This window comes from Burkholderia lata (assembly GCF_902499335.1).
Lineage (GTDB): Bacteria > Pseudomonadota > Gammaproteobacteria > Burkholderiales > Burkholderiaceae > Burkholderia > Burkholderia lata_B.
This window is the reverse complement of record NZ_CABVQK010000008.1, coordinates 367,545-388,659: the sequence shown is the minus strand read 5'-3', so window position 1 is coordinate 388,659 and position 21,115 is coordinate 367,545. Positions and strand designations below refer to the sequence as shown.

23 protein-coding genes are annotated in these 21,115 nt (G+C 68.2%); 13 read left to right on the top strand and 10 right to left on the bottom strand.

The window, feature by feature from the left end:
• Nucleotides 1-93: 93 nt before the first annotated feature.
• Nucleotides 94-1,413, bottom strand: a complete 1,320-nt coding sequence (locus BCO18175_RS21865) for an MFS transporter (protein WP_174983903.1) — start codon at nt 1,411-1,413, stop codon at nt 94-96.
• Nucleotides 1,414-1,570: 157 nt separating this feature from the next.
• Here BCO18175_RS21865 and BCO18175_RS21860 point away from each other — a divergent pair, with 157 nt between their 5' ends.
• The 3 genes from BCO18175_RS21860 to BCO18175_RS21850 all read left to right on the top strand — a co-directional run bounded on the left by BCO18175_RS21860 (nt 1,571) and on the right by BCO18175_RS21850 (nt 3,985).
• Nucleotides 1,571-2,530, top strand: coding sequence for a LysR family transcriptional regulator (locus BCO18175_RS21860; RefSeq protein WP_174974531.1), 960 nt, complete (start codon nt 1,571-1,573; stop codon nt 2,528-2,530).
• A gap of 106 nt (nt 2,531-2,636) precedes the next feature.
• The gene (locus BCO18175_RS21855; protein ID WP_174983901.1) at nt 2,637-3,428 is read left to right on the top strand and encodes a uracil permease; all 792 of its coding nucleotides are present in this window, start codon (nt 2,637-2,639) and stop codon (nt 3,426-3,428) included.
• Nucleotides 3,429-3,487: 59 nt separating this feature from the next.
• On the top strand, nt 3,488-3,985 hold the full coding sequence (locus tag BCO18175_RS21850; RefSeq protein ID WP_174983899.1) for an SRPBCC family protein: 498 nt from the start codon (nt 3,488-3,490) through the stop codon (nt 3,983-3,985).
• Here BCO18175_RS21850 and BCO18175_RS21845 read toward each other — a convergent pair.
• The 3 genes from BCO18175_RS21845 to BCO18175_RS21835 form a co-directional block, all read right to left on the bottom strand.
• Nucleotides 3,982-4,908: a hypothetical protein gene (locus BCO18175_RS21845; protein WP_174983897.1), complete on the bottom strand. Its 927-nt coding sequence runs from the start codon at nt 4,906-4,908 to the stop codon at nt 3,982-3,984. The two genes, BCO18175_RS21850 and BCO18175_RS21845, sit on opposite strands and share 4 nt — an antisense overlap.
• A gap of 138 nt (nt 4,909-5,046) precedes the next feature.
• Nucleotides 5,047-5,769, bottom strand: coding sequence for a haloacid dehalogenase type II (locus BCO18175_RS21840; RefSeq protein ID WP_174983895.1), 723 nt, complete (start codon nt 5,767-5,769; stop codon nt 5,047-5,049).
• A 157-nt stretch (nt 5,770-5,926) separates the two neighbouring features.
• Complete coding sequence (locus tag BCO18175_RS21835; RefSeq protein ID WP_174983894.1) at nt 5,927-7,780, bottom strand: sulfatase-like hydrolase/transferase; 1,854 nt, start codon at nt 7,778-7,780, stop codon at nt 5,927-5,929.
• Between the two features lie 134 nt (nt 7,781-7,914).
• Here BCO18175_RS21835 and BCO18175_RS21830 point away from each other — a divergent pair, with 134 nt between their 5' ends.
• Both BCO18175_RS21830 and BCO18175_RS21825 read left to right on the top strand, forming a co-directional pair.
• Nucleotides 7,915-8,931 (top strand): LysR substrate-binding domain-containing protein, encoded by a 1,017-nt coding sequence (locus tag BCO18175_RS21830; RefSeq protein WP_174983893.1) that lies wholly within the window; start codon nt 7,915-7,917, stop codon nt 8,929-8,931.
• Between the two features lie 306 nt (nt 8,932-9,237).
• Nucleotides 9,238-11,487: a putative bifunctional diguanylate cyclase/phosphodiesterase gene (locus tag BCO18175_RS21825; protein ID WP_174983892.1), complete on the top strand. Its 2,250-nt coding sequence runs from the start codon at nt 9,238-9,240 to the stop codon at nt 11,485-11,487.
• Between the two features lie 20 nt (nt 11,488-11,507).
• Here the strand turns inward: BCO18175_RS21825 and BCO18175_RS21820 are convergent, their stop codons facing one another.
• Together BCO18175_RS21820 and BCO18175_RS21815 are read right to left on the bottom strand one after the other, a co-directional pair.
• Complete coding sequence (locus BCO18175_RS21820; RefSeq protein WP_174969252.1) at nt 11,508-12,575, bottom strand: response regulator; 1,068 nt, start codon at nt 12,573-12,575, stop codon at nt 11,508-11,510.
• A gap of 67 nt (nt 12,576-12,642) precedes the next feature.
• Nucleotides 12,643-13,647 (bottom strand): chemotaxis response regulator protein-glutamate methylesterase, encoded by a 1,005-nt coding sequence (locus BCO18175_RS21815; protein ID WP_174983891.1) that lies wholly within the window; start codon nt 13,645-13,647, stop codon nt 12,643-12,645.
• Between the two features lie 48 nt (nt 13,648-13,695).
• Between BCO18175_RS21815 and BCO18175_RS21810 the strand changes: the two genes are divergently transcribed.
• The 3 genes from BCO18175_RS21810 (at nt 13,696) to BCO18175_RS21800 (ending at nt 14,836) form a co-directional block, all read left to right on the top strand.
• Nucleotides 13,696-13,977: a hypothetical protein gene (locus tag BCO18175_RS21810; RefSeq protein ID WP_174969253.1), complete on the top strand. Its 282-nt coding sequence runs from the start codon at nt 13,696-13,698 to the stop codon at nt 13,975-13,977.
• A complete protein-coding gene (locus BCO18175_RS21805; protein WP_217483921.1) occupies nt 13,974-14,252 on the top strand; it encodes a hypothetical protein in 279 nt (92 codons plus the stop codon). The genes BCO18175_RS21810 and BCO18175_RS21805 overlap by 4 nt, the downstream gene beginning before the upstream one ends.
• A gap of 98 nt (nt 14,253-14,350) precedes the next feature.
• On the top strand, nt 14,351-14,836 hold the full coding sequence (locus BCO18175_RS21800; RefSeq protein WP_254608144.1) for a hypothetical protein: 486 nt from the start codon (nt 14,351-14,353) through the stop codon (nt 14,834-14,836).
• A gap of 70 nt (nt 14,837-14,906) precedes the next feature.
• Here the strand turns inward: BCO18175_RS21800 and BCO18175_RS21795 are convergent, their stop codons facing one another.
• On the bottom strand, nt 14,907-15,131 hold the full coding sequence (locus tag BCO18175_RS21795) for a hypothetical protein (RefSeq protein ID WP_027782734.1): 225 nt from the start codon (nt 15,129-15,131) through the stop codon (nt 14,907-14,909).
• Between the two features lie 336 nt (nt 15,132-15,467).
• Here BCO18175_RS21795 and BCO18175_RS21790 point away from each other — a divergent pair, with 336 nt between their 5' ends.
• From BCO18175_RS21790 to BCO18175_RS21780, 3 genes are read left to right on the top strand one after another with little or no spacing between them, the layout of a single operon-like run.
• A complete protein-coding gene (locus tag BCO18175_RS21790) occupies nt 15,468-16,157 on the top strand; it encodes a DUF969 domain-containing protein (RefSeq protein WP_174983890.1) in 690 nt (229 codons plus the stop codon).
• Nucleotides 16,154-17,104 carry a DUF979 domain-containing protein gene (locus BCO18175_RS21785; protein WP_174983889.1) on the top strand — a complete coding sequence of 317 codons (951 nt, stop codon included), beginning with the start codon at nt 16,154-16,156 and terminating at the stop codon, nt 17,102-17,104. The genes BCO18175_RS21790 and BCO18175_RS21785 overlap by 4 nt, the downstream gene beginning before the upstream one ends.
• A 10-nt stretch (nt 17,105-17,114) precedes the next feature.
• The gene (locus BCO18175_RS21780; protein ID WP_174983888.1) at nt 17,115-18,137 is read left to right on the top strand and encodes a DUF2891 domain-containing protein; all 1,023 of its coding nucleotides are present in this window, start codon (nt 17,115-17,117) and stop codon (nt 18,135-18,137) included.
• A gap of 27 nt (nt 18,138-18,164) precedes the next feature.
• Here the strand turns inward: BCO18175_RS21780 and BCO18175_RS21775 are convergent, their stop codons facing one another.
• Together BCO18175_RS21775 and BCO18175_RS21770 are read right to left on the bottom strand one after the other, a co-directional pair.
• Nucleotides 18,165-18,623 (bottom strand): SRPBCC family protein, encoded by a 459-nt coding sequence (locus BCO18175_RS21775; RefSeq protein ID WP_174969259.1) that lies wholly within the window; start codon nt 18,621-18,623, stop codon nt 18,165-18,167.
• On the bottom strand, nt 18,620-18,976 hold the full coding sequence (locus tag BCO18175_RS21770) for an ArsR/SmtB family transcription factor (RefSeq protein WP_174969260.1): 357 nt from the start codon (nt 18,974-18,976) through the stop codon (nt 18,620-18,622). Before BCO18175_RS21770 ends, BCO18175_RS21775 begins: the two co-directional genes overlap by 4 nt.
• A gap of 94 nt (nt 18,977-19,070) precedes the next feature.
• Here BCO18175_RS21770 and BCO18175_RS21765 point away from each other — a divergent pair, with 94 nt between their 5' ends.
• Nucleotides 19,071-19,694, top strand: coding sequence for an FMN-dependent NADH-azoreductase (locus BCO18175_RS21765; RefSeq protein ID WP_174983887.1), 624 nt, complete (start codon nt 19,071-19,073; stop codon nt 19,692-19,694).
• Between the two features lie 217 nt (nt 19,695-19,911).
• Nucleotides 19,912-20,235: a hypothetical protein gene (locus tag BCO18175_RS21760; protein ID WP_174983886.1), complete on the top strand. Its 324-nt coding sequence runs from the start codon at nt 19,912-19,914 to the stop codon at nt 20,233-20,235.
• A gap of 47 nt (nt 20,236-20,282) precedes the next feature.
• Here BCO18175_RS21760 and BCO18175_RS21755 read toward each other — a convergent pair whose 3' ends face one another.
• The gene (locus BCO18175_RS21755; RefSeq protein ID WP_174983884.1) at nt 20,283-21,107 is read right to left on the bottom strand and encodes an IclR family transcriptional regulator; all 825 of its coding nucleotides are present in this window, start codon (nt 21,105-21,107) and stop codon (nt 20,283-20,285) included.
• Nucleotides 21,108-21,115: the final 8 nt, after the last annotated feature.

The following is a 21,115-nucleotide window of genomic DNA, read 5'->3' as shown; positions in this document are numbered from 1 at the left end:
GTGACGATGAAAAAAGGGGGGCTGCTTCCGCCGCGTGTGCATGCGCGGCGGGCAGCGGGCTGAACTGAAATCGAACGGATGCGGCCGGCGTGCTCAGGTGCGTGCCGGGCGCATCAGCGCGGTACACATGAGCGCGAACACGCCGAAGCCGACGAGGTACGCGATCACGTAGTGCGGCTGGCCGCCGCCGACCTTGAGCAGTGACGTCGCGATCATCGGTGCGAAGCCGCCGCCGATCACGCCGGCGAGCTGCACCGACAGCGAGATGCCGCTGTAGCGGATTTCCGCGGGGAACTGCTGCGCGAACAGCAGCGATTCCGGCGCATAGAGGATCGGGAACACGACGCCGAGGCCGAGCACGATCGCCCACCATGCGTACGACACCTGCTGCGTGGCGAGCATCATGAAGAACGGCGCGGCGAACGCGCACATCAGCACGAGGCCGATCGCGAACATCCGGCGCTGGCCGATCTTGTCGCTCAGGTGGCCGCACAGCGGCATCGTGACGAGCGACAGCGCGGCGCCGGCCGTGATCGCGTGCAGCATCTCGGCCTTCGGCAGGTGCAGCTGCTGCGTCGCGTACGCGAGCGCGAACGTGACGACCATGTAGAACCACGTGTTCTCGGCGGCGCGCGCGCCGACGATCGTCAGCACCTCGCGCGGGTGGCGGCGCAGCGCGGCCGTCACCGGCGACTTCTCGGCCTTGCCCTGGCGCTGCATCTTCTCGAAGTCGGGCGATTCGGGCACTTTCGCGCGGATGAACCAGCCGAGGCCGACGAGTGCGATGCTCGCGAGGAACGGCACGCGCCAGCCCCACGACAGCATGTCGGCTTCCGGCAGCGCGGCCACCGCGGCCATCGCGACCGACGACAGGATCAGGCCGAGCCCGACGCCCGTCTGCGGCAGGCTGCCGAACAGCCCCTTGCGGCCCTTCGGCGCGTGTTCGACGGCCATCAGCACCGCGCCGCCCCATTCGCCGCCGACGGCCATTCCCTGCAGGAAGCGCATCGCGATCAGCAGTGCGGCGGCCCAGTAGCCGATGCTGTCGTACGACGGGATCAGCCCGATGATCATGCTCGGCACGCCCATCAGCAGCAGCGTGATCATCAGCATCGACTTGCGGCCGATGCGGTCGCCGAAGTGGCCGAACACGATGCCGCCCATCGGCCGGCCGATGAAGCCGACCGCGAACGTGCCGAACGCGGCGAGCGTGCCGACGACCGGGTCCAGCGACGGGAAGAAGATGCGGTTGAACACGAGGGCGGCGGCCGTGCCGTAGAGGAAGAAGTCGTACCACTCGATCGTGGTGCCGGCCATGCTGGCCCAGCCGGCCAGCAGGTAGTGCTTCGCGGTGCGGGCGGGTGCCGGCGCCGCGACTGTCGCATGCTCATCGAGGGTGGATCGGGTCTGCATGGTGTCTCCGTGGTGGTGCCGCGGCTCGTAGTCCGCAGGTCACGGTCGAGTATAGTTATGCGCAGATTCATCATGTACCGATAAAGAAACCGGTTGGATATGCATTTATGCATATCGACGGCCGGCCCGGAGACTCCAGCCCCTTTTTCCCTCGCCGATGCGACATGCCACCGAGCCGGTTTCCGGCAACCTGAACTGGGACGACCTGCGCTTTTTCCTCGAAGTCGCGCGCACGCAGCGCGCGAGCGGCGCCGCGAAGCGGCTCGGCGTCGACTACACGACCGTCGCGCGGCGCATCCGCGCGCTCGAGGCCGCGATGGGCACGCTGCTGTTCGACAAGTCGCGATCCGGCGGCTTCACGCTGACGGCCGAAGGGCAGCGGCTCGTCGCGTATGCGGACGCGATGGAGACGACCGTGCAGTCCGCCTGCGACCAGGTCGCGAACACGGGCGAGGCGCTGTCGGGCCACGTGCGGATCGGGTCGACGGAAGGGTTCGGCTGCTTTTTCCTCGCGCCGCAGCTCGCACAGTTTCGCGCCGAGCACCCGCACGTGACGGTCGACCTGCTGCCGGTGCCGCATTTCGTCAACCTGCCGAAGCGCGAGGCGGATCTCGCGATCACGCTGGAGCGGCCCGAGCGCGGGCCTTACGTGGTCACCAAGCTGTGCGACTACCAGCTGCGGCTCTATGCGACGCGCGACTATCTCGCGAATCACGCGCCGATCACCTGCACGGCCGATCTCGCGCAGCACGCGTTCATCAGCTACGTCGACGATCTCGCGTTCAGCAACGAATTGTTGTACCTGGACCGCGCGGTGCCGGGCGCGACGGCCGGGCTGCGCACGACGAGCGTGATCGCGCAGTATTTCGCGGCGCTGCAGGGCGGCGGGCTCGCGATCCTGCCGTGCTTCATGGCGGCCACGCAGCCGGCGCTCGTGCCCGTGCTGCCGGACGACGTGGTCGTCACGCGGTGCTTCTGGCTGACGTGCCGCGAGGATTTGCGCAAGCTGCGGCGCGTGACCGCGCTGTGGGATTACCTGCGCGCGGCGGCGGACGCGAATCGCGCGCTGCTGTCGGGAGAATCGGGGCGGCTGAGATTCGTCGGCGAGCCGGAATAGCGGAGCGGGCGAGTGCGGCGGTTGCGGTGGCAGTGACGACGATTTGATCGATCTGGTCGAAAAAAGCGGCTGGCGAAGATCCGGCCGGTTATCGGGGGAAACGCAGATGGCGTTGACGCATGCGGGCAAGGTTTTCGTGGTCTGTGTGGCCGTATTCGGCGTCGCCGCGTACTGGCTCGCGTCGCGCATGGTGCGCCGCCAGACCGGCGGCAAGCGCGGGGCTGGCGGCGCGGTCGCGTTCTGGTGGCTCGTGTGCTTTTGCCTGGTGTCGCTGTTCTTCCCGTTCGCGTACTGGATCGGCGACGAACTCTACGAACTGGCGGTGTCGCCGAAATACGAGGCGACCGTCGTGTCCTACCAGTCCGAGTGGGACACCTGCGAGCGCCGCGACAGCAGCGGGCGCACCGCAACATATCGGTGCATCAAGTACACGTCGATCCTGGAAGCCGTGATGCCGGATGGCGAGCGGATCGTGCTGCCGGGCAACATCCGCTCGGGCAGCGTGCCGGAGATCGGCGAGCGCGTCGATGTCGTGCTGCCCCAGGGCGCGAATCAACTGCACGAACGCAGCGTGCGCAGTGTCGGCCTGCTGGCCGGCGGCGGGCTGATGGTCGCAATGACCGGGTACTTCCTTTACCTGATCGCGGCGTACGGCGCCGGCCGGAATCTCGACCGCGCGGCCCGCTTCGGCGTGGCGGTGGTGATGAACGGGCTCGTGCCGCTCGGCGCGTTGCTGATGGAAATCGGGTTCCTGAGCGTGCCTTACCGCTACTGGGCGCGGGGGAATCCGGAACAGTGGCCGGTGTGGGTGCTGGCGCTCTGCCTGCTGTTTGCGCTTTCGCTGCTGCCGTTGCTGCTCATCTATGCGCGAACCGCCTGGCGTGCGGTCGTGAAGTAACGGAGGCGGCGGCGCGGTTGTGCCATCATGGCCGCACCGACAGCCGCCAGGAGACGGTCGTGGAAATTCATTCGCAGTGGACGTTCGATTGCCGGCCCGAGCATGTATGGCCGCATTTCCTCCATGCCCGGATGGACGACACGCGGCCGTTGCTGTTCCGCCTCGGCGTGCCGAAGCCGGTCAGTTGCCGCGTGCTCGAAGGCGTGCCGGCCGTGGGCAACACGCGGCAGTGCACGACCGATCGCGGCACCATCGACCAGCGGATCCTCGTGCTCGACGAGCATCGCCGGCTGCGTTACCGGATGGTGGCGTCGACTGTGTGGTGCCGCGACTGGGTCGGGCTGCTGGAGGACGAATTCACGCTGACGCCCATCGAAGGCGGCAGGACACGCGTCGAACGGCGCACCGTGTTCAGTGCGCGTGGCCTCTTCAAGCCGGTCCGGCAGATCGGGTTGTGGCTCGCGTTGCGCCAGGCGCACCGGTATGCGGCCCGCAACTGGCGGCGCCTCGCGATGGCGGCACGGGGGCAGGCGGTCGAGATGGCGCCGGCGCGCTAGGCCTGGCGGGCTGCTGGCGCGTAATAGACCCGCCCGATATCCGTGTCGCGCGCCTGGCCGTTGCGTTCGGCCTCGGTGCGGGTATCGAAGAAATCGAACGTGCACAGATCCGGCCGGCCCAGCGCCTTCAGGATGCCCGACGTGCGCCACGCCGGCAGCCAGTCGGACCATGACAACCGCACGCCCACGAGCAGCGCGAGCAGGACGCCCACCGTGAGCGGCCCGCCCAGCAGCATGGCCAGATCGATACCCCTGTCGGAAAAGCCGCCGTCACTGGTCCATAGCGCCAGGATCATGATCGGGATGAGCAAGCAGTTCGTGCCGATGAACATCCATTTCCACGCCAGCCAGAGGCTGTGCGTGAGGCCGGCCAGCCCGGTGTCGCTGCACGCGTGATCCATGACCATGCGGTGTCGGTCGGGAGACGACAGCGCGAACAGGCGGCCGCGGCGATCGACCACGGCAACCACGTCGTCGCCGATATCGAAACACTGCCCGCCCAGGAACCCGCGGTACGACTCGCCGCCGATTTCGATTTCCACCGGAAGCTTCGCGAACAGGATCTTGCCGTTCTTCCCTACGGTCACGAACGCGTTTTCCGAGACGAACGTTTTGGTCTCGCGCAGGTTCGCGTAGGACCACGTCGCCGGATGCTCGATCTTGTCGGCCGCGGCGTTCAACCGGGCCAGGATGAGGTCTTCGTCGGTTTGCTGAAACACCAGCGCATTGGCCGCGGCCCCGTTGCCGGTGAGGGCTGCCATGATCGGCACCACGCTGTGCGTGAACCAGTAGCCGAGCGATTTCTTGCGGGCTTCGGGGTCGACGGGCGGCACCTGACTGCTTCCGGCCGTGCCTTGGTCGGGGCGCTCGAGAAAGCGCAATGCGGTCAGTTTGCCTTCGACAAGACGCAGGGGTGACGACATAGTGGTACGCGGCCGCACGGGACAGGGTTGGCGGAGTCTACCAGTCGTCTGACTTTATGCGCGACGCGCCCGACGCACTGTTCCGCCGGCCCTGCAGTGCGGCCGGCAGCGCGCTGCGATCGCGCATCGACTCCGGCATCAACCCGGGCAACCCAGCCGGTCGGCGAGCTCGTGCAGATCCTTGACGTCGAAGTCCCACGCATCGTCGGCTTTCAGGTCGGTCGTCTGGCCGGGCCCGTGTTCGGTCGGTCGCAGCACGAACGCGGTAGACAGCCCCTGCCGGCGCGCGGCTGCGAGATCGCCGTTGTGCGCGGCAACCAGGCACAGCTCGGCCGGCTCGACGCCGAGAATCTCTACCGTGTCGCTGTACACCTGCGGCGACGGCTTGTACGCGCGGACGACTTCCGCACCGAGAATCGCATCCCACGGCAGCCCCGCGCGTTTCGCGACGTCGACCATCAGCCGGATGTTGCCGTTCGACAGCGGCGCGATGATGAAGCGCCGCTTCAGCCGTTGCAGCGCCGCGACGGCGTCGGGCCACGGGTCGAGGCTGTGCCACGCGAGGTTGAGCGCGTCGATGTCGGCGTCGGGCACGTCGACGATCCCGTAGCGGTCGAGCGTGCGGACGAGGTTCTCGCGGTGCAGGACGTCGAGCCGCACGTAGCGGCGGCGCCCGCTGCGGATTTCTTCCATTGACGGCGAATATTCGGCTCGCCACGCATCGGCGAATTCGAGCGGATCGAGCGCGGGTGCGTAGCGGTCGAGGAACGCGGCGGCGCCGCGGGCGACGCCGCTTCTCCAGTCGACGATCGTTCCGAAGACATCGAAAACGAGCGCCTTGATTTCGGCAGGGTTCGTCATGGTGATCCAGTGAGGGTCGATCGATGAGGTGTCGAATCGCCGTGCCGCCCGACTGCGCGACGCCGGTTCGATCGTCATTGAATCACGGATACGGAAAGGCGGTTTGACCGGTCGCGAAGGCGCCCGGTTTGCACCGCGTCCGGAGGCGCTTGGGTCCTCAATGCCACTTGCGGATCTGCACCTGCACCTTGCCGTCGCGGATCGGCATCACGTCGGGGCTGTCGTCGCCGACCTCGCTCGCGATCAGGTCGTTCAGGCGGCCGTTCATCGCGAGCAGCAGCTCGCCGTGCTGCTTCCTGTCCATCGCGAGATTGCGCATCTCGCCCGGATCGCTCGCGATGTCGAACAGCTCGACGTCGTTGCGCGCGAACAGGTCCTCCATCGTCGTCGGCCGGTTGAATTCGAGCGGCGAGAAATAGCGCGTGAACCGGTAGCGGCCGTCGAACACGCTGCGGATCGTGCCGCGCAACCGGAAATCCGGCTGCTGCGCGAGCGCGCGGCGCAGCAGCTCGTCCTCCGGCACGCCTTTCTGGCGCATCGTGCCCAGCTCCTTCAGCATCCATTCGCTGTCGTAGTAGAGCAGCATCGCGTAGTTGAACAGCGTGGCATCGCGCGCCGCGTGCAGCTTCGCATCGGCCGGCTTCGCGAGCCAGCGCGTGAGGTCGTGCCCCTTCAGCGCGCTGCCGCGGATCGACGCGAGGCGCGCATCGTCGAGGCCAGTGAGCCCGAGCAGCGTCGGCGCGATGTCGATGTGCGACGTCAGTGCATCGCATTGCATGCCGCCCGGATACGCGGGATGACGGATCACGAGCGGCACGTGGTTCTGCGGCTGGTACGCGGTTGCGCCCTTGCCGACGAGCTGGTGCGCGCCGATGTGATCGCCGTGGTCGGCCGTCATCACGACGATCGTGCGTTCGTCGAGGCCGAGCGACTGCAGCGATTGCAGCAGGCGCACGACGTGCGTATCGCAATCGCGCACGCAGTTGAAGTAGTTATCCTGATAGATGCGCAGGCGTTCGTCGGTGAACGGATAGCGGCCGACGAGGTTCGCATGCGCGGCGTTGAACATCCCGTGCGCGGGCGGCCGCCCCGGCTCGTCGTACGGCTGCCGCCGCGATGCCGCGAGCGGCACGTCGTGCCACGACGTGCGATACAGCGCGTCGTTCGGCGGCGGCGCGTTGCCGAGCATCGGGTGGTTTGCGTCCTGCACCGTCGAGCCGTTCGTATCGGTGTTCACGAACATCGCGTCGTGCGGGTTCACCAGATTCACCGCGAGGAACCACGGCTTGCCTTCCTTCGCGAGACGCGGCGCGTGGTTACGCATCCAGCTCACCGCGGCCTCGGCCGTGATTCCGTCGTACTGGTAGCCGCCGCGCACCATCCCGATCAGGTCGCCCACGCCGAAATAGTCGTCGAAGCCGTACGACCGGATCGTGCGGTTGTATTCGGCCACGGGCGCCGTGTACGGGCTCGCGGTTTCGTGCATCGACGCGCTCAGGTGCCACTTGCCGAGATACGCGGCGTAGTAGCCGGCGTCGCGCAGCATGTGGCCGACGGTGCGCACGTCCGGCGACATGTCCTTCTGCCAGGGCACACCCGCGTTGTCGAGCACGCCGGTGTGCTGGATGTGCTGCCCCGTGTAGACCGTCGAGCGCGACGGCGAGCACACGCACGCGGCGATCTGGTGGTGCATGAACGTGATGCCGTCGCGGCGCAGCGCTTCGCGGCCCGGCACCGGAAACGGCCAGCGGTCGAAGTGGCGCTCCTGGTCGGTCAGGATGAACAGGATGTTGTAGCCGGCGGGCGGTGCGGTGGGCGCGCTCGTCGCGCCGTGGAACGCGGGCGCGGGATCGACGCCCGCGCCGGCGGCAACCGGGGCGGCCGGCGGCGTGTTCGCGGCCAGCGCGTCGGCGCCGAAGCCGGCCGCCGCGACCGCCGCGCCGGCCAGCTTGAGAAACTGGCGTCGCGGGGTAGGTTCGGCGGCGGCGGGGGTGTCCTGATCGTCTTTCACGTCGGCTGTCTCCTGGTCATGCCGGCTCGTGCCGGGGGTTTTCATGCGGACGACTATGCGGCAGGATCGCGTATCGATCGATGAAAGATCGGGGTCGATCGATAACCTGACGAACATGAATGACGGAGACGCCCGTGACCCACGACCCACGCGGCCCGGCCGGCCGCACGCGGCCGGAATCGCTCGCGCCACCCGGCGCGCCGGCCCACGAACAGCGCATCGCGCAGGCGCTGCGCCGGCTGCGCGTGCGCGACATGGAAACGCTCGACACGCTCGGGCGCACGCGCAGCTTCGCGCGCACGGCCGAGGCCGCATCGATCACGCAGCCCGCGTTGTCGAAATGGCTGCGCGAGCTCGAGGAATCGCTCGGCTTGCCGCTGTTCGAACGCACGTCGCGGCGCGTCGCGCCGACCGCCTACGGCGATGCGTTGCTCGAATGCATCGGCCGCGTGCTGACCGACATGCGCGGCGTCGCGCCCGCGTTCGACGCGTTGCGCACCGGCACCGGCCGCCCGGTGTCGATCGGCCTGCTGCCGAACATGGCACCGCAACTGATTCCGGGCGCGCTGGCGTGGCTGCGGGACGCCGGCCGTCCGGTGCAGCTCAACGTGCGCGAGGACACGCTCGACCGGATGCTCGCGCAGGCGCAGCGCCGCGAGCTCGACCTGCTCGTGTGCCGGCTCGACGCGTCGGCGCTGAGCGCGGGGCTCGACGTCGCGCCGCTGTACCGCGACGACATGATCGTCGTGTGCGGTCCGCGCCATCCGCTGCTCAGGCGCGCGCGGATCGGCTGGCGCGACGCGGCCGCGTTCCCGTGGATCGCGCCGCCGCTCGGGTCGCCCGCGCGCACGGCGCTGGACGCCGAGTTCGCGAAGGCGGGCCTGCCGCCGCCTTCCGTGCTGATGGAATCGGTGTCATGGCAGACCAATCGCGCGGTGGCCGAGCAGTCGCCGTGCCTGTTCGTGCAATCGGCCCGCGCGTTCGAACTCGCCGAGCGTGCAGGGGAGCGCGTCGGCCGGTTGCCGCTGAAGCTGTCGACGATGCCTGAAACGGTCGGCGCGCTGTACGCGGCGCCCGCGAGCGTGTCGGTCACGGCCGCGATCGATGCGTTGAAGGCCGTGACGCGCACGGATCCCGGCGCGGTCGCATGAACGCGAACGGAGCCTGCGCGCCGCCGCAATCTGACGAATCGTTTGCAAACGCGGCGCGCGCCACGTGCAGTCTTTCGGCGAGCTGACTGCCGGCCGCCAACGCGGCACCGACCGCGCGTAACCCCTGATGCGCGTGGATGCCCGGGGTGTCGCGGATTGGTGTTAAATGTATTTCGGCGCGCATTGGCACCGCGCGCGACACGGGGCGCACCGGGTATCGGCGTAAACCCGGAGCGAAAAACGGCACGAAGGACCGAAAACGAATCGGGCGCATCAGACCCGATCGGACGGACGGCAGGATTCATCTTGAATACCGAACCGCAAAGTTGTCGTTACAGTCTCGGGCTCGCGGCGGAAGTGCTCGCGTCCGAGCAAAGCGTGCTGAGGCTGATCACGCGCAATACACCGCTGCCGGAGCTGTTGGTCGAAGTCTGCCGGCGTGCCGAGGCTTTGCTCGGCGACGGTGCGTCATGCACGATCCTGCTGCTCGATATCGACGGCGTGCACGTGCACGTCGGTGCCGCGCCATCGCTGCCTGCCCAGTACAGCGCGGCGATCGAAGGCGCGTCGATCGGGCCGGTGGCCGGCTCGTGCGGCACCGCGATGTACCTGCGCCGGATGGTCGCCGTCGAAGACATTGAAACCGATCCCCTGTGGGCCGACTACCGGGCCGTCGCCTTGCCGCTGGGTTTGCGCGCATGCTGGTCGGTACCGTTCCTCGACGATACCGGCGCCGTGCTCGGCGCGTTCGCCGTCTATTACCGCATGCCGCGCCGGCCGAGTGACGAGGAAACCGAGCTGTTGCGCGATATCGGCAACAGTGTCGGCCTCGCGGTGCACCAGGACCGGATCGCGCGACAGCTTGCGCGCAGCGAGGAACATCACCGGCTCCTGGTCAACAGCCTGCACGAAGGGATCCTCGTCGTGTCGCGCGACGGCATCGTGGTCGCGAGCAACCCGAGTGCGAACCGGATGATGCGCGTGAAGGGCGACCTCGTCGGCCGCCGGCTGTCGACGGTGATCCTGCGCAAGCTGCACGAGGACGGCACGCCGATCGCGCCCGACGACTGGCCGAGCCGGCGCGCGCTCGAAACAGCCACGCCGCTGCTCGACTACACGGTCGGCTTCGGCCTCGCGGACGGCGACATCATCTGGGTGCGCGGCAACGCGGTGCCGATCGTGAGGCCGGGCGAAAAGCAGGCCGACTCGGTGCTCGTGTCGTTCAACGACATCGGCCCCGTGCGCGAGGCGCAGCAGCAGTTGCGCTACCTGGCGACGCGCGATGCGCTGACGGGCCTCTACAACCGCCGCTGGCTCGGCGACCGCATGCGCGAGCTGTTCGGCGGGCACGATGCGGCGGGCGGGCCCGCGCGCGTCGCGATCCTGTTCATCGATCTCGTCGGCTTCAAGAAGGTCAACGACACGGCCGGCCACGACGCGGGCGACGCGCTGCTGCGCAGCGTTGCCGCGCGGCTCGCGGCCTGCGGGGGCGGCCAGTATGCGCTCACGCGCGTCGGCGGCGACGAGTTCGTGATCCTCGTCGACGACTGCGACGATCCGGACCGGCTATCGGCGCTCGCGCGCGAGGTGATCGACGCGATCGCGAAGCCGTTTGCAATCGCGAACAACGAATACTGGCTCGGCGTGTCGATCGGGATCAGCGTCGCGCCCCGCGACGGCGACGATGCCGCCACGCTGATGCGCAACGCCGATTCGGCGATGTACGACGCGAAGCAGCGCGGCCGCAACCACTTCACGTTCTTCACCGCGCAGTTGAACCTGCGGCTGCAGCGCCGCTTCGCGATCGAGCAGTCGCTGCGGCGCGCGCTGTCGTCGAACATGCTGAGGCTCGCGTATCAGCCCGTCGTCGACGCGCGCAGCGGCCGCACCGTCGGCGCCGAGGCGCTGCTGCGCTGGACGAGCCCCGAACTCGGGCCGATGTCGCCGGCGGAGTTCATTCCGGTCGCCGAAGATACGGGGCTGATCGTCGCGATCGGCCAGTGGGTGCTCGAAACCGCGTGCCGGCAGGCAGCCGAATGGCGCCGCACGATCGCGCCGGACCTGATGCTGGCCGTCAACCTGTCGCCGCGGCAGTTCCACGAAGGGCTCGTCGAATCGGTCGATCGCTGCCTCGCGCAGACGCGGCTCGATCCATCCGCGCTCGAACTCGAGATTACCGAAGGATTGCTGATGAACGACACGGACACCGTGCTGCCGATGCTCGAGGCGCTCACGGACATGAACGTGCGGATCTCGGTCGACGATTTCGGCACCGGCTATTCGTCGCTCGCGTACCTGAAGCGCTTCCCGCTGCACAACCTGAAGGTCGACCGCTCGTTCGTGTCGGGCGTGCCCGATCATCACGACTCGGTGGCGATCACGCAGGCCGTGGTCGCGATGGCGCATTCGCTCGGGATGAAGGTCACGGCCGAAGGCGTCGAGACGCAGGCGCAATCGTGGTTCCTGCAGCAGATCGGTTGCGACATGCAGCAGGGCTATCTGTTCAGCCGCCCGCTGGACCCGAACGATTACGCGCGCCGGCTCGGCGCCGCTTGAGCGCGGCGCGCGTTCGGCGTTCAGTCGACGCGCGGCCCGCCAAACCCGCCAGGGACCGGCGTCGTGGGCGTCGCATCGATCTCGACGCGGTTCTTGCCTTCGTGCTTCGCGCGATAGAGCGCGCGGTCGGCTGCTTCGATCAGCACGGTCGTCGGCAGGCCGGGCATCGGCACGATGCTCGCACCGCCGATGCTGATCGTCACGGTGTTGCCGGTCGACGAATGCGCGTGCCGCAGCCGCAGCGCCTCGACCGCGAGGCGGATCTTCTCGCCGAGCAGCCGCGCGGCGCCCGGCGACGTGGCGGGCATCACGACCGCGAATTCCTCGCCGCCGAAACGCGCGGCGAGGTCGCCCGACTGGCCGAGACAGCGCTCGATGGTCGACGCGATCTGCTTGAGCACGCTGTCGCCCGACACGTGGCCGTACGTGTCGTTGTACAGCTTGAAATTGTCGACGTCGATCATCAGCAGCGACAGCTCGCTGCGCTCGCGCGTGCCGCGCCGCCATTCGGCGGCGAGGTATTCGTCGAGATAGCGCCGGTTCGACAGCCCGGTGAGGCCGTCCGAATGCGTGAGGCGCCGCAGCTCGAGATTGGCTTCGAGCAACTGCTGCTGCGATTGCCGCAGCGCGCGATAGGCCTCGTCGCGCTGAAGCAGGTTCATGTACGAGCGCGAGTGATAGCGCACGCGTGCAACGAGCTCGATGCGGTCGGGCAGCTTCACGAGGTAGTCGTTCGCGCCGACCGCGAACGCGGCGCTCTTGATCACCGGCTCTTCCTGCGTCGACAGCACGATGATCGGCACGTCGCGCGTCGCCGGATTCGAGCGGTACGCCTTCACGAGGCTCAGCCCGTCGGTGCCGGGCATCACGAGGTCCTGCAGGATCACGGTCGGCCGCGTCTCGATCGCGGTGGCCATCGCGTCGTCCGAGCGCGGGCAGTAGTGGAAATCGATGCCTTCCTCGTCGACGAGCGCGCGCCGCACGGCTTCCGCGACGATCGTCTGGTCGTCGACCAGCAGCACCATCGCCGGCACGTCGGCGGGCGGCGCATAGTGGCCGCCTGGCGGGCGAGTCAGGTCAAGGTTCATGGTCGAGGCGGGTTGTTGCGGTTGTTGCGGGGGCAGGCATGGGTGTTGCGCGGGTTCATCGTCGGGCTCAGATTCTTGCGAGTGCCGCCAGCTCGCCCGCGATGCGCCCGAGCGGCAGGATCGCGCGCGCCGCGCCGAGCGTCGCGGCCGCCTTCGGCATGCCGTACACGGCGCTCGTCGCCTCGTCCTGCGCGATCGTATGGTAGCCCTTCATCCGCAGCGCCTTCAGGCCGATCGCGCCGTCGCGCCCCATCCCCGTGAGCAGCACGCCGATCACGCGGCCGGGCCAGTGCTCGGTCAGGCTGTTGAAGAACACGTCGACCGACGGGCGGTACGGCGTGGCGGCCGGTTCGCGCGTGTATTCGAGCGTGCCGGCGCGCGTGATGCGCAGGTGATCGTCGGTCGCGGCGAGCAGCGCGACGCCCGGCTGCGGGCGGTCGCCTTCGTGTGCGACACGCACGGCGAGCGGCGTCTGGCCGTCGAGCCATTGCGCCATGCCTTCGGCGAACGCGCGGTCGACGTGCTGCACGATCACGATCGGCGCGCTGAAATCGGCCGGCAGGCCGCCGAGGACCGACGCGAGCGCGCCGGGGCCGCCGGCCGATGCGCCGATCGCGATCAGCGGGCCGCCGCCGGTGCGGGGGGGCGTGCCGGCGAGGCGCGAGCCGCCGGGGGCGTCGAGCAGGCGGCCGATCTGGTCGATCTTCGCGAGCAGCAGTTTGGTCGTGTCGCCGGCCGAGCCGTCGCCGAGCCGCGGCGTATCGACCGCGTCGAGCGCGCCGGCGCCCATCGCCTCGAACACGCGCCACGCATTCGCGCCGATACAGCTCGTCACGATCAGGATCGCGCACGGTCGTTCGGATCGCATGATCCGCCGCGTCGCTTCGATCCCGTCGAATTTCGGCATGATCAGGTCCATCAGCACGACGTCGGGCGGCTGCGTGGCGCACAGTTCGACGGCCTGCGCGCCGTCGGTCGCGACCCACAGCACGCGGTGCTCGGGCCGTCGCGCGATCGCGCGGCGCATCGCCTCGACGGCAAGCGGGAGGTCGTTGACGATGCCGATGTTCACAAGCGGAATTCTCCGGTCGGTTCGTAATGTTGGAGGTGGGCCGGGTTCATGGAAGGCGCTGCCTGTTCGGCGCTGTCGGGCGGCATCGGCGGCCGGACGGCACGGCATTCTTTCTGGTTGGCGACGCCCGCATGCTGTCATGCGGCGCGGGCGGCGGCAATCGAAAATTTTGCGCATTGTGCCGTTTCAGTGCGTTTCCTCTATGACTGTGCGGTGTTTCAGGCTGGCAACGGGCACGGGCCGTCGAAGCGGACATGTTACCGTGCCGCCTTCGACAAAAAGAATGGCCATCACGAAACATGGGGTATGGAAAGCGCGACCGCGACATGAGCGCCACGTATTGCCGCAGCTATCTGGTGACGCTCGGCGCCGCCTTCGCGGGCGGCAGCGCGTTTTTCCTGTCTGCCGTGCCGGCGGGCAACTGGCCGGGGTGGGGCATCGGGCTGCTCGCGGCGCTTCTGGTCGGCGGCATGCTGCTGCTTGCCATCGGACTGTTCGGTTCCGGGCGGCTCGCGCGCCGTTGCGCCGAAACGGCGTCGGGGCACGAGGCCGCGCTCATCGTCATGGCGATGGCATCCCGTGTATCTTCTGCTTCGCCTGGTTGACGACAGGCGCTAGCACCGGCGGGGTGCGGCCGGCAGCGTCACACAGCGCTTTTTCCAGCAGACGGGGAATCACGACAGATGGCTTTCACAGGCGGAACATGGCAGGCAATCCGGACGGGTGCGGGCAACCGCATCGCGAGCGCGAGGCATTCGCGATGACCGCGCCCGACACCGAACTCGTCAGTCGCGACCCGTACGCGCCGATCGTGATCGAACGCGACGGCCGGTTGATGTACCGGATCTACATCGAGAGCGGACACGCGTCGTTCTACCGCGATTTTCCGGTCGATCCGGACGCGGTGCGCGTGCTGCGCGACGACGCCGAGCGCTTTTACTTCCTGTTCGCGGCGCTTCACCATCCGTACCAGCTGAGCGCAACGAACCTGTCCGACGCGGAACGCGAACGCTACTTTCGCACGATCCTGTTTGCCGGCCGCGAGGAAGTCGAAGCGTTCATGACCGAACTCGACCGCGCCAGCAACGGCGCGGTCGCGAACCTGCTGAGGATCTTCACGCAGGCCGACTACCGGCAACTGCGCGCGGGCCGGTGGTTCGACATGGGCGCCGGTACGCCGGCCGCCTAGCGCCCGGGCAAGCCCGCCACCCGCATCCGCGGGCGGAAACCGGCCGTGCACCGGCCGTGCACCCGCGCCGTCAATGGCTGCGCGCGTACCCCTGGATCAGCGCGCGCATCATACCTTCGACCGTCGCGTCGCGCAGGTCGCCTTCCTGCTCGGCCTCCTCGACGAGCGCGGCATATGCGGTCGCGAGCGTCACGCGATCGACCTCATGGCGTTGCTCCATCAGCGTCACCATCCCGTCCTTCGCCAGATGAGCGGAGAACGCGCGGCTGCCGATGGTCTGGAATACGTCAATCATGGCGGCTCTCCCGTCCGTTGCCGATGCTTTCCAGTTTAGTCGGCGCACCGGGGCTCCGCCACGCGCGGCGGCCCGTCGCACGCCGCCCCCGGAGCGGAAACGCGCGGGCCGCGACCGGCGCGCCCGCACCGGCCGGCCGACCGCCGATTCCTCGGATGAAACACAAACGACACATGACCCGGGCACGGTATCCGCGCGCTTCAACGTTTACCCGAGGCGTCAAATTGTCGACTTTTTATCGATAAAGTCTCGTGTTAGATTTCGCCGTCAGAGCCCGGTCCAAACCGGGCAGGCGGCGCGTTCCAAGGCGCCGCGCGTCCGATACAAGGAGGAGCAATGCTGGTGCTGATTGGGGTGCCGATCGTCGTGATCGGTTTTGCATTGCGCTTCAACGCGCTGCTGGTGGTCACGATCGCGGGGCTCGCGACGGGGCTGGCGGGCGGGCTGAATCTCGTCGACATCGTCAGCGCATTCGGCAAGGCGTTCACCGAAAACCGCTACATGGGGCTCATCTGGCTGACGCTGCCGGTGATCGCGCTGCTCGAGCGCAACGGGCTCAAGGAGCAGGCGAAGCGGATGATCTCGCGCGTGCAGGCGGCCACCACGGGCCGCGTGCTGATGCTGTACTTCGTGCTGCGCCAGGCGACGGCCGCGCTCGGCCTCACGTCGCTCGGCGGCCATGCGCAGATGGTGCGGCCGCTGATCGCGCCGATGGCCGAGGCCGCCGCCGTCAACCGGCACGGCGAGCTGCCCGAATCGGTGCGCCAGCAGATTCGCGCGCATGCGTCGGGCGTCGACAACGTCGCCGTGTTCTTCGGCGAGGACATCTTCATCGCGATTCAGTCGATCCTGCTGATCAAGGGCTTTCTCGAACAGAACGGGATTTCCATCGAGCCGCTGCACCTGTCGGTGTGGGCGATCCCGACCGCGATCGCCGCGCTGCTGATCCACTGCACGCGCCTCGCGCTGCTCGACCGCCGGCTCACGCGCGGCTTCGGCCTGGTGGGGCAGGAGGGCGCGCGATGATCGGCCTCGAATCGCTGTACACGCTCGCGGGGCTGATGTTCGCCGCGTTCGCATTCTTCAACCTGACGGACCGCACGAACCCGCGCCGCGTCGTCAATTTCGCGTTCTGGGCGATCTACGCGGTCACGTTCCTGTTCGGCGCGCTGCTGCCGCATTTCGTGACGGGCTGCCTCGCGATCGCGCTCGCGGTGATCGCCGGCTCGGGCAAGCTCGGGCGCGGCAAGTCCGACGAAGCAGGGGAAGCGGCGGCCGTGCGGCGCGAGACGCTCGCGCAGCGTTTCGGCAACAAGCTGTTCCTGCCCGCGCTGCTGATTCCGGTCGTCACGCTGATCGGCACGTTCGCGCTCAAGCTCGTGCCGTTCGTCGATCAGAAGAGCGTGACGCTGATCTCGCTCGTGCTCGGCACGCTCGTCGCGTTCGCCGTCGCGCTCGCGATGCTGCGCGATTCGCCCGTGCATGCGGTGAAGGAGGCACGCCACACGATGGACGCGGTCGGCTGGGCCGCGATCCTGCCGCAGATGCTCGCGGCGCTCGGCGCGCTGTTCGCGGTCGCGGGTGTCGGCGGCGTGGTGTCGGGGCTCGTGAAGGATTGGGTGCCGATCGATTCGCCGTTCGCGGTGGTCGCGGCCTACACGGTCGGCATGGCGCTGTTCACGATGATCATGGGCAACGGCTTTGCCGCGTTCCCCGTGATGACGGCCGGCATCGGCCTGCCGCTGATCGTCCACCAGTTCCACGGCAACCCGGCGATCGTCGGCGCGATCGGGATGCTGAGCGGCTTCTGCGGTACGCTGATGACGCCGATGGCCGCGAACTTCAACATCGTGCCGGCGGCGCTGCTCGAACTGAAGGACAAGAATGGCGTGATCAAGGTGCAGTGGCCGACGGCCTTGCTGCTGCTCGCCGTGAACACGCTGCTGATGTATGCGTTCGCATTCCGCTTCTGACGAGATCCCAATGACCGACCGACTCACGCCCGAACTCGCCTCGAAATTCGCGTCGCTCGCGCTCGCGCACCTGACCCGCGAATATCCGAACAAGCTCACGCATTCGCTCGCCGGCCCGCAAGACGTGCAGGGGCCGCGCGCACTTCACCCGATCTTCTACGGCAGCTACGACTGGCACTCGTGCGTGCACGGCTACTGGCTCGTGCTGCGCGTGCTCGAACGCTACCCGGCGTTGCCGGAGGCCGAACGCATCGTCGCGATCGTCGATGCGCACTTCACCGATGCGAACGTCGCCGGCGAGCGCGCGTATCTCGCGCGGCCGCACAACGCGGGTTTCGAGCGGCCGTACGGCTGGGCGTGGCTGCTCGCGCTGTCGGCGCAGCTGGAGCGGCTCGCGCTGAAGGGCACGCTGCCGCAAGCCGCGCGCTGGGCGAAGACGATGGCGCCGCTCACCGACCTGTTCGTATCGCGCTTCGAAACCTTCCTGCCGAAAGCGACCTATCCGCTGCGCGTCGGCACGCACTTCAACACCGCGTTCGCGCTGGCGCTCACGCTCGACTTCGCGCGCGACACGCAGCGCGACGGGCTCGCGGCGCTGATCGTCGATACCGCGAAGCGCTGGCACCAGAACGATGTCGCGTGCCAGGCGTGGGAGCCGTCGGGCGACGAATTCCTGTCGCCCGCGCTGATGGAAGCTGAGCTGATGCGGCGCGTGCTGCCGGCTGCCGAATTCGACGGCTGGTTCGCGCGCTTCCTGCCCGATCTCGCGCTCGGCGAGCCGGCGACGCTGTTCGAGCCGGCGACGGTCAGCGATCGCAGCGACGGCAAGATCGCGCACCTCGACGGGCTGAACCTGAGCCGCGCGTGGTGCCAGCGCTCGCTCGCCGGCGCGCTGCCGGAAGGCGATGCGCGACGCGCGAAGCTGCTCGACGCGGCCGACCGGCACCTCGCGAGCGCGCTCGCGCACGTGGCCGGCGACTACATGGGCGAGCACTGGCTCGCGACGTTCGCGTTGCTGGCGCTGGAGGCGTAGCGCGCGGGAAGGGGGCTGCCCGGCGGTTCAGGCCCGGGGCCGCGCCATCGCGTGGTCGCCCGGGGCCTGCAGCGACACGTCAAGCTTGTCCAGCATCTGCCGCCAGCCGATCCCTACGCCCTTCGGCGCGAGCTCGGGCGGTACGCGCTCATGCGTCAGCACGAGCTCGCACAGGCCGTCACGGTCGAACAGATCGATCGTGACGAGCGTTTCCTGCTGGTTCATGTACGAGGACTGCCACGTGAATACCAGCTTCGACGGGCGGTCCAGCACGCGATATTCACCGGAGTGCGTGTATTCGATGCGCGACGAACGCATGAAGATGTGAAAGCGTCCGCCGACGCGCGGTTCCAGCATCGCGTCGCAATGCTTCATCGTGCCGGGCAGCATCCACGCGCACAGGCCCTCCGCGTCGAGCCACGCGTCGAACACCTCGTCGCGCGACGCATGGAGGAGCTTGCGGACCGTGATCGCATGACCGCTCATGACCGGGGCGGCTTCTGTTTCCGCTTGGCGGCGAGATGCCGGTCGAGCGCGTCGAGCCGCTCGCTCCAGAACTCGGCGTAATGGTCGAGCCAGCGCTGTACTTCCTCGAGATTCGCCGCGTCGAGCTGGCACGCGTGCTCGCGCCCCCGGATTTCGCGGCGGATCAGCCCCGCTTTCTCGAGCGTCTTGACGTGCTTGGAGATCGCATTGAGGCTCACGTCGTAGGGCGCCGCCAGCTCGCCCACGGTCAGGCTGCCGTCGCGCAGCCGCCCGAGTATCGACCGCCGGGTCGGATCGGCAAGCGCGCTGAAGATGGCGTCCAGCCTGTCGGGCGAACGATCGTGTGGATTCATGGAGAGACTCATGGCGAAATTATATTCAACCTCAAGGTTGACAATCAACCTTTGGGTTGAATAACATCGGATCGCCTTCAACCGGAGAATTCCGATGATCAAGTTATTGCAAATCGATTCGAGCCCAATGGGTGATGCGTCCATTTCGCGTCGATTGACGCAGGAGTATGCGCGCAACTGGCTGCGTGCGCATCCCGACGGGCATGTCGTGGAGCGTGATCTGTGTCGCATCGCGATGCCGCCGATCGACGCGGCCTGGATCGCCGCGAACTTCACGCCGCCGGACGTGCGGACCGGGCGGCAGAACGAGATGCTGGCATTGTCGACGACGTTCACGACCGAATTGCGCGATGCCGACGAGTACGTGATCGGCGTGCCGATGCACAACTGGGGGCCGTCCGCGAACTTCAAGCTCTGGCTGGACCATATCGTCAGGCAGGGGGTGACCGTCGAAACGACGGCGTCCGGGCCGCGCGGGTTGCTCGGCGGGCGACGCGCGACCTTCGTGATCGCGGCGGGATGGCGTTACGGGCCGGACGCGGAACGGGCGCAGCGCAACTTCCTCGAACCCTGGCTGCGAACGCTGTTCGGTTTTCTGGGCGTCGAGGACATGCGTTTCGTGACGGCGGACGGTGCAGCGGATGTGTTCACCGGCAAGGCCGATAGCGCGGTGTTTCTCGCGCCCCATCTCGACGCGGTGCGAGCGTTGTTCGCGTAGGTTGAACGGCATCTCGCGAGCGCGCGCACGCACGTGGCCGGTGACTACGTGGGCGGGCACTGGCTTGTCGTGACATTCGCGTTGCCGGTGCTGGACGCGTAGCGCGCGAAACCCCGCCGACGGCAAGGTCTTCGGCGCGCGGCTATACTCGCCGCTCGGGTTGCATCGCGCAGCATGCGTTGCGCGATGCGGCCATCCATCCGTTTGCCGCCTCGCCATGGACAAGCTCATTTCCTACGTCGCCGCGATCCACGGGCTCGCGGGCCCGGTGTCGATCGTGTCGCACACGACGTCGCACGACCGCTGGACCGACGACGATGTCGAGGTCACGCGCGACGAAACCGAATACCGCTTCGACAACGGCGCGATCGTGCGCCGCTCGGTCGAGCAGGATCGCGCGCCGTCCGATCTGTTGTGCGCCGAATGCTGGATCGACTACGACGTGCTTCGCCATCCCGATGCGCAGCTGATCGGCCCGACGCGAATGACGTTCGACAACGCATGCCGCGAGACTTTCTGGCTGCGTTACCACCTGGCTTGAACGTTTCAACGCATGAGCGCGTAACGGCATGACCGCGCGCGACTGCATCAACCCGGCGGCGCGCCCTCAGCCGCATGCAGCAGCGGCGCGAGTCGCGTGGCTGCCTCCCGCATCTTCGGCACGTTCTCCAGCAAATCGTTGAGCGTCGCACGCGCGGTCGGCGCATGCACGGCGAGCGCCGCGAGCATGCGGCCGCTCGCGGCATCCTTCACCGGCACCGCAACAGCGACCATCCCGCGCACGAATTCCTCGTTGTCGATCCCGACGCCGCGCGCGGCGAGCCGGTCGAGCTCGGTCGCGAGCAACTGCGCATCGGTCAGCGTCCGGTAGGTCATCTTCTTCAGCGTGAGCCGCGCGAGCATCGCGTTGCGCTCCAGTGCATTCATCTGCGACAGGAACAGCTTGCCGCTCGCCGTGCAATGCAGCGGCACGCGCATGCCGGGGCGCATTTCGAGCCGCAGCGGCTCGGCCGTCTCGACGCGTTCGACGTACAGCACCGTGTCGCCATCGAGCGCGGTGAGGTTGCAGGTCTCGCCGAGCATGTCGACGAGCGCACGCAGCACCGAGCGGCAGCCGCGCGTGAACGTGTTGTTCGACAGCGCCGCGAGCGCGAACTGCGCGGCGCGCGGGCCGAGCGCGATGCCGCGGTCGTGGCCGCGCGAGTCGGGCATGTGGATCACGTAGCCGCGCGTTTCGAGGGACTCGATCAGCCGCAGCAGCGTCGCCTTTGGAATGTGCAAACGTGCGGCGAGCTGCGACAGCGTGTACGGCTGGCCGGCCGACGCGAGCGCTTCGAGCACCGCGAGCGCGCGCAGCACGCGTGCGTCGTCGGCGGGCGCGCCGTCGGGCGGCGCGGGGGCGGTTTCGCGCATGTGTCTCC